Genomic DNA, 13,006 nt, shown 5'->3' with positions numbered 1-13,006 from the left:
GTACCGGCTGCCCAAAAGTGCTCCTGGCCAGCGGATTCGCGGTGAACCGCGGGTCAGCGCAGGACGCTGGACAGTTCGCCCGCCATCGCGGCGAGCTGCGACGACCAGCTACCCCAGTCGTGCTGCACGCCTGCGGGGAACTCGAAGCGCCCGTTGCCGCCGCCGTTGTCCCGGTAATGCTGGTAGAACGTGCGCGCGCTGCCCGTGGCCTGATCGCAGTAGCCGATCATCGCGGCCGGGTCGCTGCACGTCAGGGTGGCGGGGCTGAACACCCACAACCGGGTGTTGTTGTTGATCAGTAGCTGGATGTGCACGTTGGGGTCGTGCCACTTCCACCGGCCGAGCTGCGGCAGACCCCACATGTTCCGTATGTCGACGCCGCCGAAGCGGGCCAGCCCGTCGGTGATGGCGCCGTTCATCTGGGTCAGCGACGGCGTCAGGAAGCCCGACAGCGATCCGGCGTAGCGGAAGCGGTCGGGGTGGAAGGTGGCCATCGCCATGGCGCCGTAGCCGCCCTGGGCGGCGCCGACGATGCCGTGTCCGCCCGGGGCGAGGCCCTTGTTGGCCGCCAGCCAGTTGGGCAGCTCGGAGGACAGGAAGGTCTCCCACTGCCTGCTGCCGTCCTGCTCCCAGTTGGTGTACATGCTCCATGCGCCGCCGGCAGGCGCGGCCACCGAGACACCCTTGCCCGCCAGCGTGCTCATCGCGTTGCCCGCGGTCACCCAGTTGCTCACGTCCGGTGCGGCGTTGAACGCGTCGAGCAGGAACACCGCGTGCGGTCCACCGCCCTGGAAGGCCACCGGGATGTCACGGCCCATCGCCGCCGACGGCACCATCAGGTACTCGACGGGCTCGGCGCCCGCGGTGGTGCCGGATGTGGTCCCGACGGCCCCCCACAGGCCGGCAGCCAGTAGCACGCTCAGAAGTCCCCGGACCAGTGACCGACCCATTCATCCACCTCACGTCTCGGCTGTCCCCGCCGCAGGTAGTGAATCACACCTGCCCCCGGGGTCGCGCCAAAAGGGGCCGGTCGGACGACCCGGAAACGGCCGACGGCGGCGACCCCCGAAGGGATCGCCGCCGCAGGCGTCGTTCGTCTAACGCTGGATCAGTTGCCGGCCTCGACCGGAGCCGCCGCAGGAGCGGCGACCGGGCCCGGGGTGGCACCCAGCACGCGCTGGATGTCCGGCTTCATCTGGCCGAGCTGCTGACCCCAGTACTCCCAGCTGTGGGTACCGGCCTGCGGGAAGTTGAACACGCCGTTCTTGCCGCCAGCGGCGATGTACTGCTCCTGGAAGGTCTCATTGGTCCGCAGCGTGAAGCTCTCGAGGAACTTCGCGTTGAAGTTGTCGCCCGCGGCGACGCCGCTGCCGTTGATGTCGGCAGGCTTGCCGTTGCCGCAGAAGACCCACACGCGGGTGCCGTTGGCGACCAGCTTGTCGATGTTCACCATCGGGTCGTTGCGCTTCCACGCCGGATCGCTCGACGGACCCCACATGGCCTCGGACTTGTAGCCGCCGGCGTCACCCATCGACATCCCGACCAGCATCGGCCACCAGCCCTCGGACAGGTTCAGGAAGCCCGACAGCGACGCCGCGTACTGGAACTGCTGCGGGTAGTAGATCGCCAGCGTCATCGCGGCCGAACCGGCCATCGACAGGCCGACCGCCGCGTTGCGGTTCGGGTTCACGCCGTGGTTGGCGGACAGGTAGGCGGGCAGCTCCTGGGTCAGGAACGTCTCCCACTTGTAGGTCGAGCAACCGGCCTTGCCGCAGGCGGGCTCGTACCAGTCCGAGTAGAAGCTGGACTGACCACCGACGGGCATGATCACCGAGAGGCCCGACTCGTAGTACATCTCGAACGCGTTGGTCTCGATGTCCCAACCGTTGAAGTCATCACGTGCGCGCAGGCCGTCGAGCAGGTACACGCCCGGCGCTCCCTGGCCACCACTTTGGAACTGCACCTTGATGTCACGTCCCATACCCGCGGACGGCACCATCAGGTACTCGACCGGCAGACCCGGACGGGAGAAGGCCCCCGCAGTCGCCGAGCCGCCGACCGCACTGACCAGGCCGGGCAGCACGGCGGCCGCCAAGGCCACAACCGTGAGCCGGCGCGCCCAGGCGCCGCGCATCTTCCCAACGAACTTCATGCTTTACCTATCCCATCTGTCGAATGCCGAACCCGGCCTGTGTCCACCGGAGCAGGCCGCGTTGCCCGTGTAGTCAACCACACCTCGGTGTGACAACTCTCTCCGGCTGTTACCCATGTGTGCGTGAATTCGCTTCTGAACTGCGCCTTTACCGATATCATGATCTGCCCGTCAGCCGCCGATGGTGGCGAGCAGGTCGGGTCTGAGGGCTTGCAGTTGCGCGCCCCAGTAGCCCCATGCGTGGTTGCCCGCGGGCGGGAACTGGAAGGTGGCGTTGCGGCCGCCGGCGGCGGTGTAGGCCTGCTGGAACGCCTTGTTGCTGGTGATCGCCATCGCCTCGAGGCTGGTCGCATTGAGCGCCTGGCCGGGGTCAGCGGTGTCCAGCGGTGTCGCGCCACCGGGTGCGCAGTAGATCCAGAGCCGGGTGCCGTTGGCCGCGATGCGGGCCGCCTGCACCACCGGGTCGTTGCGCTTCCAGGCCGGGTTCCACGGCGGGCCCCACATGTTGTCGACGTTGAAGCCGCCCGCGTCGAGCATCGCCACCCGGATGGCCTGCTGCATGACGACCGTCGACGGGTTGAGGAAGCCCGACAGCGAAGCGGCGTAACGGAACTGCGCCGGGTGGTAGGCCGACAGGGTCAGCGCGGTGCTGCCCGACATCGACAGCCCCACCACGGCGTTGCCGGTGGCCGACACCTGCTTGTTCTCCGCCAGCCACTGCGGCAGCTCGGCGGTCAGGAAGGTCTCCCACTTGTACGTGTAGGGCTGGTTGTTGAAGCTCGACGGCGAATACCAGTCGGTGTAGAAGCTGGACTGCCCGCCGACGGGCATCACCACCGCGACACCGGAGTCGTGGAACCATTCGAAGGCGGCGGTGTTGATGTCCCAGCCGCTGTAGTCGTCCTGGGCGCGCAGGCCGTCGAGCAGGTAGACGGCCTTCGCAGCCGGCCCCGAGGCGCCCTCGAACTCGACGCGCACGTTGCGGCCCATCGCCGTGGAGTAGACGTCGAGGTACTCGACGGGCAGGCCTTCGCGGGAGAACGCCGCGGCCTGGGGCGCGCCCGTGACCGTGACCAGGCCGGGCAGTACGACCAGCGCGGCCAGCACGGCGAGAAGCCGGCGCACAGCGACAGCACCCGGGGTCCTACGCAAAGGTCCTAACCGTCCGTTTCACTTCTGCCGGCGCCGTACGAACGGCGGTCGTGGGCCGAGGAATGCAACACACCTGACTGCATATCGTCCGGAGGTGGTTGCGGCGTTACCCAAACAGACAATCCATTCCGATCACAAATCTCGTAGGTCTAAGGTCCGGTGGCCGGCATACCGGTGTAGGGCGGGTTGATCGGCTCGGGCACCGCGAGCCCGCAGCGGGCAAGTTCGTAGCGCGGCACCCGGTCGATGCGGTAGCGGGTGAACTCGGCGGCGTGCACGAGATTCGACAGGAACCGGCGCGGTCCCATCGGCCCGCGGATGGAGGTGAGCACGACTTCGGTGTCCGGGCACTTCAGTGCCGCCTCGGCTTGTCGGATCCAGTCCTCGTCGAGGTACTGCGGCACGTACGGGCGGGTCTTGAGGAACGGGCCCTCGGCCACCGCCCAGTCCGGGTAGAGGTTCTTGTCGTGCCCGATGCGGCCGTCCTCGAGCCGGGCGGTGTGCGCGGCGAGCGGGTTGGCCAGGCCGATCTGGTCGATCACCCGCACGTCGAGGCCGACATTCATGCCCAGCATGCCGAGGTTGGTGAAGAAGACCGTGTGCTGTGGCTGGTGCTCGTCGACCCAGTCCGCCGACGCGTGCGGCGGGCGGGGCGGCGGCGGGATCGCGGGCACCACGTCCCAGCGGTCGTAGTTGCCCGCGGGCAGCAGCAGCGCGCCGTCGGGGGTGTTGTCCAGCGCGGTGATCACCGCGCGCATCCGCGGATAGTCCAGATAGTCGGCCGCTGTCAGCGGGTGGGCGTGGCCGGTGGCCTGGGCGTAGAACCGCCGTTCGTCGACGATGCCGGTGTAGGTCACCCGGGTGGCGTCGGCCCCCATGCCGGGCGAATTCGCCGCCCACAGTGACCATCCCACGACGGTGAGCCAGAGCACCGAGGTGGCCGCGGCCAGCAGGTAGCCGGTCTCGCGGGTGAACCGGCTGCCGTCCGGGAGCACCACCGGGATCGCCGCGACCGGCAGCAGCAGGCAGAACAGCGGTGTCAGCAGCACCCGGCCGTGCATGAAGTCGCCGCCCTGGCGGACCCAGTAGATCGCCTGCAGCAGACCGCTCACCACGAAGAAGATCACCACGGCCAGCGGGCTCTGCACGGTACGGGCCACCCACCCGTACCCGCGCGGCGACCGGTGCGAGATCCACCACGGCCGCGACCTGGTGGCCACCAGCACCGCGCCGAGCACCACCAGCAGCACGGCCGGAATCCACAGCAGGTAGGGCTGATTGAAGTTGGCGAGGTAGATGAAGCCCTGCGGCCACTTGGCGCCCGAGGCGTCCTTGGCCAGCGCGGTGTTGGGCGTCAGCAGCCCGTAGTAGCCCATCCGGAAGATCTGGTAGAGCACCGGCAGCGCGCCGCCTGCGGCCACGATCAGCACCCGGCGGCGCCAGCCGCGGGCGGCGATCAGCATCATCACCAACGCCAGTCCGCCGATCAGCGCGAGCTCGGGACGCACCAGCACGCTCAGGCCGCCGACGAAAGCCAGTGCGGCGGCGAAGGTCCGGCTCACCGCGTCCCCGTCGGGCGCGTCTGCGGGGCGGCTGCGCAGCGCCTGCGACCAGCACACCATCATCCACCACAGCAGGCCGAGATAGGCCAGCACCAAACCGTTCTCGAGACCGGAGGTGGCGAAGTCGCGGGCAGGCGGCACCGCGATGTAGACCAGTGCGCCGGCAGGCAGCAGCAGCGCGCGGCGGCCCTGCAGGCTCGGCGCGTAGAGCCGGCCCGCGCCGAGCATCGCCAGCGCCACCCCGAGGACGGAGAGCACCAGCGCGAACCACAGCGCCACGTACTCCAGCTGCACGGCGCCGCCCACCCACGAACCCAGGGTGATCAGGTATGTCCACAGCGTGGAGGTGTTCGACTCGACGCGTTCGCCTGCGTTGAAGACCGGGCCGTTGCCCGCCAACAGGTTCCGCACCGTGCGCAACACGATCAGGCCGTCGTCGGCGATCCACCGGCGCTGCCAGGCGCCCCAGCCGAACAGCACGGCCACCACCGCGACCCCCACCCAGAGGCTGACGCGGGCGGTCACGTCGAACGGGAAGGCCGGCCGGCGCAGGGCCGACGCGCCGGCGGGCTCAGCCGAAGAGGACGGCCGCACCGACGGTCCCGATCCAGGCCACCGCGAGCAACTGGAGCACCCGGTCACCCAGCGCGATCTCCTCCGGCTCGCCCGCCAGCCCGCCGTCGACGTCGACCGCGTAGCGCAGGATCGCGACGGTGAACGGGATCATCGACACCACGAACCAGGAGGTGCCTGCGAGGTCGTCGCGCTCGAAGGCCCACAGCCCGTAGCAGAGCACCAGGGCGGTTGCCGACAGCGTCCAGACGAAGCGCAGGTAGCTGCTGGTGTAGCTCTCCAGTGACTTGCGGATCTTGGCGCCGGTGCGTTCCGCCAACTGCAGTTCGGCATAGCGCTTTCCGGCAGCCATGAACAGCGACCCGAAGGCCATCATCAGCAGGAACCATTGCGACAGCGGCACATCGGCGGCCACGCCGCCTGCGATCGCCCGGATCAGGAAGCCCGAGGAGACGATGCAGATGTCGATGACGGCCTGGTGCTTGAGCCCGAAGCAGTAGGCCAGCTGGATGGCGATGTAGATCGCCATCACCAGGGCCAGGTTCGGCGTCACCAGATACGAGATGCCGATCGAGGCCACCGCCAGCACCGTGGCCAGCGTGTACGCCAGCCATTCGGGCACCACGCCCGCGGCGATCGGCCGGAAGCGTTTGGTCGGGTGCTGCCGGTCGGCCTCGACGTCACGCGCGTCGTTGACGAGGTACACCGCCGACGCGCCGAGGCTGAACACCAGGAACGCCACCAGCACGTTGACCAGGACCACGCGGTAGTCGTAGGCGTAGCGGTCGTCGCCGAGGGCGGCCACCGGCGCGGCGAACACCAGCACGTTCTTCACCCACTGGCGTGGCCGCAGCGCCTTGACGATGCCGCTGGCGAGATTCTTCGGCGGGCCGGTCACCGGCGCCGCTTCCTCAGACATTCTGGTACTCATGTGGCTGCACACTCATCTCGGGTCCGCTCCGTAGCGCTCGCTGATCCTGGAGACCACCTCGGCGACCGTCGCGCCGACCGCCACGCCGGTGAGCACATCGCTGGGGTAGTGCACCCCGAGCACCAGGCGCGACAACGCCATCGGCGGCACCAGCACGACGGGCAGCGGCAGCCCGGACACCCGGCCGAGCAGCACCGCGGCCGCGGTGGTGGACGTGGCGTGGGCCGAGGGGAACGACAGCCGGCTCGGCGTACCGACGTTCACCGCGATCGCCGGGTGATGGGGCCGCTCGCGGCGCACCACCCGCTTGATGACGACAGCGGCCGCGTGGGCGGCGAACGCCCCAACGCCCGCGGTCAGCCAGGCCCGACGCCGCGCGGGCTGAAGCAGGGCGCCGATCCCCGCAGCGCCGAGCCAGCCCGCGCTGTGCTCACCGAAGTGCGACAGCGTGCGGGCGGCGGTGAGTACGCCCGGCCGGCCGGCCAACGCCGCCTGAACGGCCACCAGCGCGGCGTCCTCGCCCCGCGGCGGTTCCGTCATGTGCGGGCGGCCGCGGGCTGCGCCTCTGCGGAACCGTCGAGACTGGGCAGCAGGACCTCTTCCCACTTCTGCTTGCTGGTCAGCACCGGCAGCGCCTCCCGGTACACCTTGCGCATCCGGTTGAACCTGCGGGCAAGGCGCGCTTGACGTTTCAGCGACTCCCGGAGCAGTTCGAACATCTTCTCCCGGTCGCGCTGGCGGTACACCACACCGCGGCCGTCGGCGGTGGTGACGGTGACGCCGTCGACCTTGCTCAACGAGAACCACCGCGCGTCCTGGGTGGCGACGTTGATCTGCGGCCTGCGGTGGTGCTCGGGGTCGTGCGCCTTGAGCTGGTGCACGACACCGTGGACGAGCCTCGTGCCGATCGAGACCGGGCCCACCGGGATCTTGATCTTCTTGCGCCACCGCTTGTCCGACGGCGTGGGCAGCGCGGTCGCGCTCGGCAGCACCACCGCGTCGGGATACTGCTGGCGCATCGCGCGGATGTCCGGCAGTGCCGACTCGAGGATCGAGAAGATGTGGTCGGGGCCCGCGAGGAAGTCGTCCATTGCCTTGTTCTGGATGGCGACCGTCGAATACTCAAGGCAGAGAAGATGTTTGATGGTCGCCTTCAGGTGGCTGGCGATCAGCCCGCTGATGTTGCCGTCCCAGTGCATCGCCGCCACCACGAGGCGGTTGCGCAGGTGGAAGTACGCCTGCCAGTCGATCGCGTCGTCCTTGTCGCTCCACGCCATGTGCCAGATCGCCGCACCGGGCAGGGTGACGGTGGGGTAGCCGTGCTCGCCTGCCCGCAGGCCGTACTCGGCGTCGTCCCACTTGATGAACAGCGGCAGCGGCTGGCCGAGCTCCTCGGCGACCTGCCGCGGGATCATGCACATCCACCAGCCGTTGTAGTCGACGTCGATGCGGCGGTGCAGCAGCCTGCTGCGCACGCTCTCCTCGTCGCTGAGCGCGTATTTCGCGAAGTTGTGGTCGTACTCGGTGTTGATCGCGTTGGTCCACATGAAGTTCTCGGCGTCGACCATCTCGCCCATCACGTGCAGATGGCTCGGCTCCTGCAGGTTGAGCATCTGGCCGCCGACGAGCGTGGGCACCTTCGCGAACCGGTTCATCGCCAGCGCCCGCAGGATCGAATCCGGCTCGACGCGGATGTCGTCGTCCATGAACAGGATCTGTTCGCAGTCGGTGTTCTTCAGCGCCTCGTACATCACGCGGCTGTATCCGCCGGAGCCACCGAGATTGGGCTGGTTGTGAATGGTGAGGCGGTCACCCAAAGCGGCCGCTGCGGCGGCGAAGCCGGGATGGTCCTTGGCCTTGCTGGTGCCCTGGTCGGACACGATGACCGCGCTGATCACCTCGTCGACGAGCGGATCCGACGTGAGCGCCGCCAGCGCGTTGACGCAGTCCGCGGGCCGGTTGAACGTCGGGATGCCGACGGCGACGTTGGCCCGGTTCGGTGCGGCGACCGGGGCGTACCAGCCCGCGCTGCGCAGCGTGACGCTGGCGTTGGTGGTGATGTCGAACCAGATCCAGCCGCCGTCCTCGAACGGGTCGAGGCCGATCTCGAACTCGACGACCGCCGGGGTGTCGTCGTCCGCGCTGACCGCCTCGGTGCCGCTGACGGTGATCCGCGCACCGGTGGCCTTGGAGCGGTACACGTCCACGCGGGCGCTGCCGACGAGTTCGACGCGCAGCACCACCGACTCCAGCGTCGACCAGCGCCGCCAGTAGCTCGCGGGGAAGGCGTTGAAGTACGTCGCGAACGACACCTCGGACTCCGCGCCGATCTCCAGCGTGGTGCGGGTGGGCGCGTGTGCGCGCCGCGCGTTGGTGGTCGACTCCTCGATGTAGAGCTTGCGGACGTCGAGCGGTTCGCCCGGGCGCGGCAGGATCACCCGCGACAGCAGGCTGACCGACTTGGGCTTGCCGGCATCCAGTGCGCCGGTGGGGATGTCACTCATGGTGTGGTGTTCTCGCTCACGGTCAGCGGGGCGCCGTCGCGGAGATGCGGCGCCAGGACGTTGTCGTACATGTTGAGCGCGCTGGCGATTGCCATGTGCATGTCGAGGTACTGGTAGGTGCCCAGCCGGCCGCCGAAAAGCACCTTGGCCGAAGCGGTCTCGGCCTTGGCCCGGGTCCGGTAGGCGGCCAGCAGCGCACGGTCGGCCTCGGTGTTGATCGGGTAGTACGGCTCGTCGTCGTCGTCGGCGAAACGGGAGAACTCCCGCATGATGACGGTCTTGTCGGTCGGGTACGCCCGCTCGGGATGGAAATGCCGGAACTCGTGGATGCGGGTGTAGGGCACCTCGGGGTCGCTGTAGTTCATCACCGGTGTGCCCTGGAAGTCGCTGGTCTCCACGACTTCCTGCTCGAAGTCGAGCGTGCGCCACCCGAGCCTGCCGTCGGCATAGTCGAAGTACCGGTCCAGCGGGCCGGTGTAGATCACCGGCGCGTCCGGGCTCTCGGCGCGCAGCCGATCGCGGACGTCGAACCAGTCGGTGTCGAGCCGCACCTCGATGCGGTCGTCGGCGGCCATGTTCTGCAGCCACGCGGTGTAGCCGTCGACCGGCAGGCCCTCGTAGGTGTCGTTGAAGTAGCGGTTCTCGAAGGTGTACCGGACCGGCAGCCGGGTGATGTTGGCCGCGGGCAGTTCCTTGGGATCGGTCTGCCACTGCTTGGCGGTGTAGTGCTTGATGAACGCCTCGTAGAGCGGGCGCCCGATCAGCGAGATGGCCTTCTCTTCGAGGTTCTGTGCGTCGGCGGTGTCGATCTCGGCGGACTGCTCGGCGATCAGCGCGCGCGCCTCGTCGGGGGTGAAGTAGCGGCCGAAGAACTGCGAGACCAGCCCGAGTCCCATCGGCAGCGGGTAGGCCTGCCCGCTGTGCAGTGCGAAGACGCGGTGCTGGTAGCCGGTGAAGTCGGTGAACTGCCGGACGTAGTCCCAGACCCGCTGGTTGGAGGTGTGGAACAGGTGCGCACCGTAGCGGTGCACCTCGATACCGGTCTGCGGCTCGGCCTCGGAGTAGGCGTTGCCACCGATGTGCGGCCGGCGGTCGAGCACCAGGACGCGCCTGTCGAGTTGGGTGGCCACGCGCTCGGCGATGGTCAGGCCGAAGAATCCGGAACCGACGACGATGAGGTCGAAGTCTCCGGCACGATCCGACTGGCTGGGCGCCCGGGTATCTGGAGCGGTCATCGGCAGCCAGGGTATCGGACCCCGGCGGCCGTCCCGTCCCACCGTCCCTCGCGTCGCCGCTCCGGTGTCAGCGGCGCAAGGTCTCCATTGGCTCACGATTCAATATCGTCACTCTATTCACGGCAATCACACCCGTACCATCGATCACGTCGGCCTCCTGACCTTCGGACATGGTCGGGAGCCGGACACCCGCATCGGCCGGGCACCCGCCGGTACCGCACGAGCACTGACCTTATGTAGTCCATGTATTGAGGAGACTTTCGTGCCGAACAGACGTCGACGCAAGCTCTCGACAGCCATGAGCGCGTTCGCCGCCCTGGCCGTCGCAAGTCCAGCCGCAGTGATCGCCGTTTCCGACCTGTCCGACCGGAACGCACCCCAGCACCGTGAATTCGTCCAGGCCGCGATGGTCACCGACCTGCCGGGCGAGCTGATCGGCGCCCTCTCCCAGGGCCTGTCGCAGTTCGGCATCAACCTGCCGCCTGCGCCCACGGGCGTGCTGACCGGTTCGACCCCGAGCCCGTCGCTGGCCTCGCCGTCGCTGACCTCTCCGGGGTTGGCGGCACCGGGCCTGACCACGCCGGGGCTCACCGCACCGGGCCTGACCGCGCCGGGGGCACCGGGCCTGACCACGCCCGCACTGACCACGCCGGGGCTGTCCACGCCCGGCCTGAGCGTGCCGCCGGTGACCGCCACCGCGCCCGGCCTGGCCGATGCGGGGCTGACCAATCCCGCACTCACCAGCCCCGGACTCACGAATCCGGCGCTGACCAGCCCCGCGGCCGCCGCGCCCGGCGGGCTGCCCGGCCTGACCACCCCCGGCCTCGATCCCGCGCTCACCCCGATCTCAAGCACTCCGGGACTCGGCGTGCCGGGTGAGATTCCGATCTCGGCACCGATCGCCGATCCCGCACTCGGCAGTTACCCGATCCTGGGTGATCCGTCACTGGCCGCCGCCAGCCCGGTCAGCACCGGAAGCACCGGAAGCACCGGACTGATTGGCGACCTGTCGAGCGCGGCGAACCAGCTCGGCGCCGGACAGGCGATCGATCTGCTCAAGGGCATGTTGATGCCGGCGATCACGTCGGCGATGAAGGGAGCGGTGCCGCCGCCGGTTCCCGCTCCGGCGCCGCCCGCGCCACCCGCATAAGACCTGGCCCCGAACGGCACCGCAGACGCTCGCGCTCTGCGGTGCCGTCGCAGGGGCCCGCAAATTTCGTCAGATGTTCGAACGTGTCGAAACAGTGGTAACAGCTGACTCATACGTAACATCAGTCCGTGCTGTCACGCCGCCCTGCGCCGACGATCCTCTTCACCGCGGTCGCGGCGACCGTGCTGCTGCTCCCGCTGGCGGTCGACGGCGTGCCCGGTGACCGCGACGACGCGCCCGGCATCGAGGCGCCCACGCTGGCCGAACAGCCGCTGACCGGCCTCGGCGGCGGTGAGACGATCCGCGAAATCCGCCAGGACACCCCCTTCTCTCTGGTCGCCCTGACCGCCGACGACCTGACCGGCACATCGGCGCGGGTCCGGGCCAAGAAGTCCGACGGGTCATGGGGTCCCTGGTACGAGGCCGAAACGCTCGGCGGCGTCGGCGAGGAGTCGGCAGGCATCCGCGGAACCGAACCGGTGTTCGTCGGCCGCACCACCACCGTGCAGATCGCCGTCACCCGCCCGCCCGACGCTCCCCCGAGCGCCGTCCCGCAGGGCGCGCCGCACGCCGATCTCGGCTACCTCCCGGCAGCGACCGAGCAGCCATTCGCCCAGAACATCAACGCGGTGCTGATCAGCCCGCCACAGGCGCCGGTGGACCTGGTCCCGCTGCCCGGCGCCGTCACCGCACCCGGCGTACCGCCCAACGTCATCTCCCGCGGCCAGTGGGGCGCCGACGAGTCGATGCGGTGCGGCGGACCCCGCTACGACAGCCGGGTGCGCGCAGGCGTGGTGCACCACACGGCAGGCAGCAACGACTACGCCCCACAGGACTCCGCCGGCATCGTGCGGTCGATCTACGCGTACCACACCCGCACGCTGGGCTGGTGCGACGTCGCCTACAACGCCATGGTCGACAAGTACGGGCAAGTGTTCGAGGGACGGGCGGGCGGCATCGACCGGCCCGTCGAGGGCTCCCACACCGGCGGGTTCAACGTCGACACCTGGGGCGTGGCGATGATGGGGAACTTCGAAGCGGTACCTCCCACGCCGATCCAGCTGCGCACCACCGGCCGGCTGCTCGGCTGGCGGCTCGGCCTCGACCGCGTCGACCCGCTCGGCAGCGTCGTACTGACCTCCGCGGGCGGCTCGTTCACGCACTTCCCGCGCGGCGCCGCCCCCAGGCTGCCCGCGATCTTCACCCACCGCGACGTCGGGAACACCGAGTGCCCCGGCAACGCGGCATACGCGGCGATGAACCAGCTGCGCGACATCGCCGCCCGGTTCGACCGGCCCCCCGGGCCCCAGGACCTCGCCGAATCGCTGCGCGGCGGGGCGATCTTCGCCCGCTGGGACCAGACGGGCGGCACGGCGGGCCCGCTCGGCGCACCGACCACACCGGAAGCCGCGGGTGCGGGGGACGCCCGCTACGTCCGGTTCCAGCACGGCGCGGTGTACTGGTCACCGTCCACCGGAGCCAACCCGGTCAAGGGCGCGATCTACGACGCCTGGGGCGCACTGGGTTTCGAGCGCGGCGCGCTCGGCCTGCCCACCAGCGCCGAGATCCCCGAACCGCAGTGGATCGTGCAGAACTTCCAACACGGCACGCTCAACTTCGACCGGGAGAAGTTCACCATCACCCGGGTGATCGACGGGGTGCCGCTCGAGCTGCCGCCGCCGTCGGCCGACCATCCGCCCGTCCAGCTGGAACGCTTCACCGCGCCGCGCGCGATCGACCCGTAGGG

Annotated in this window: 10 protein-coding genes; 2 read left to right on the top strand and 8 right to left on the bottom strand. The window is 69.4% G+C overall.

The window, feature by feature from the left end:
• Window positions 1–53: 53 nt before the first annotated feature.
• From ACPCHZ_RS05465 to glf, 8 genes are all read right to left on the bottom strand, one after another.
• Entirely contained in the window at window positions 54–950 is an 897-nt protein-coding gene (locus tag ACPCHZ_RS05465; protein ID WP_423483843.1) for an alpha/beta hydrolase-fold protein, read from the bottom strand.
• A 158-nt stretch (window positions 951–1,108) separates the two neighbouring features.
• Window positions 1,109–2,152, bottom strand: a complete 1,044-nt coding sequence (locus tag ACPCHZ_RS05460) for an esterase family protein (protein WP_423483842.1) — start codon at window positions 2,150–2,152, stop codon at window positions 1,109–1,111.
• A gap of 171 nt (window positions 2,153–2,323) precedes the next feature.
• Window positions 2,324–3,277, bottom strand: coding sequence for an alpha/beta hydrolase (locus ACPCHZ_RS05455; protein WP_423483841.1), 954 nt, complete (start codon window positions 3,275–3,277; stop codon window positions 2,324–2,326).
• Between the two features lie 176 nt (window positions 3,278–3,453).
• Window positions 3,454–5,460 carry a flagellar motor control protein ZomB gene (gene zomB, locus ACPCHZ_RS05450; protein WP_423483840.1) on the bottom strand — a complete coding sequence of 669 codons (2,007 nt, stop codon included), beginning with the start codon at window positions 5,458–5,460 and terminating at the stop codon, window positions 3,454–3,456.
• Complete coding sequence (locus ACPCHZ_RS05445) at window positions 5,438–6,358, bottom strand: decaprenyl-phosphate phosphoribosyltransferase (protein ID WP_423484645.1); 921 nt, start codon at window positions 6,356–6,358, stop codon at window positions 5,438–5,440. Before ACPCHZ_RS05445 ends, zomB begins: the two co-directional genes overlap by 23 nt.
• A 24-nt stretch (window positions 6,359–6,382) precedes the next feature.
• Window positions 6,383–6,910 (bottom strand): phosphatase PAP2 family protein, encoded by a 528-nt coding sequence (locus tag ACPCHZ_RS05440; protein ID WP_423483839.1) that lies wholly within the window; start codon window positions 6,908–6,910, stop codon window positions 6,383–6,385.
• A complete protein-coding gene (locus tag ACPCHZ_RS05435) occupies window positions 6,907–8,874 on the bottom strand; it encodes a glycosyltransferase (RefSeq protein WP_423483838.1) in 1,968 nt (655 codons plus the stop codon). Before ACPCHZ_RS05435 ends, ACPCHZ_RS05440 begins: the two co-directional genes overlap by 4 nt.
• Window positions 8,871–10,109: a UDP-galactopyranose mutase gene (gene glf, locus ACPCHZ_RS05430; protein ID WP_423483837.1), complete on the bottom strand. Its 1,239-nt coding sequence runs from the start codon at window positions 10,107–10,109 to the stop codon at window positions 8,871–8,873. Before glf ends, ACPCHZ_RS05435 begins: the two co-directional genes overlap by 4 nt.
• 262 nt (window positions 10,110–10,371) lie before the next feature.
• Here glf and ACPCHZ_RS05425 point away from each other — a divergent pair, with 262 nt between their 5' ends.
• On the top strand, window positions 10,372–11,259 hold the full coding sequence (locus ACPCHZ_RS05425; protein ID WP_423483836.1) for a hypothetical protein: 888 nt from the start codon (window positions 10,372–10,374) through the stop codon (window positions 11,257–11,259).
• A 128-nt stretch (window positions 11,260–11,387) separates the two neighbouring features.
• A complete protein-coding gene (locus ACPCHZ_RS05420) occupies window positions 11,388–13,004 on the top strand; it encodes an N-acetylmuramoyl-L-alanine amidase (protein WP_423483835.1) in 1,617 nt (538 codons plus the stop codon).
• Window positions 13,005–13,006 lie beyond the last annotated feature (2 nt).

The sequence above is a fragment of the Mycobacterium sp. NPDC050041 genome (assembly GCF_049541695.1).
GTDB lineage: Bacteria > Actinomycetota > Actinomycetes > Mycobacteriales > Mycobacteriaceae > Mycobacterium.
The sequence above is the reverse complement of the archived record's forward strand: the minus strand, read 5'-3'. Positions and strand labels throughout refer to the sequence as shown.

Coding starts and splice junctions, on each gene's coding strand:
- ACPCHZ_RS05465 (WP_423483843.1), bottom strand. CDS start 950: ATGGGTCGGTCACTGGTCCGGGGACTTCTGAGCGTGCTACTGGCTGCC.
- ACPCHZ_RS05460 (WP_423483842.1), bottom strand. CDS start 2,152: ATGAAGTTCGTTGGGAAGATGCGCGGCGCCTGGGCGCGCCGGCTCACG.
- ACPCHZ_RS05445 (WP_423484645.1), bottom strand. CDS start 6,358: ATGTCTGAGGAAGCGGCGCCGGTGACCGGCCCGCCGAAGAATCTCGCC.
- ACPCHZ_RS05440 (WP_423483839.1), bottom strand. CDS start 6,910: ATGACGGAACCGCCGCGGGGCGAGGACGCCGCGCTGGTGGCCGTTCAG.
- ACPCHZ_RS05435 (WP_423483838.1), bottom strand. CDS start 8,874: ATGAGTGACATCCCCACCGGCGCACTGGATGCCGGCAAGCCCAAGTCG.
- glf (WP_423483837.1), bottom strand. CDS start 10,109: ATGACCGCTCCAGATACCCGGGCGCCCAGCCAGTCGGATCGTGCCGGA.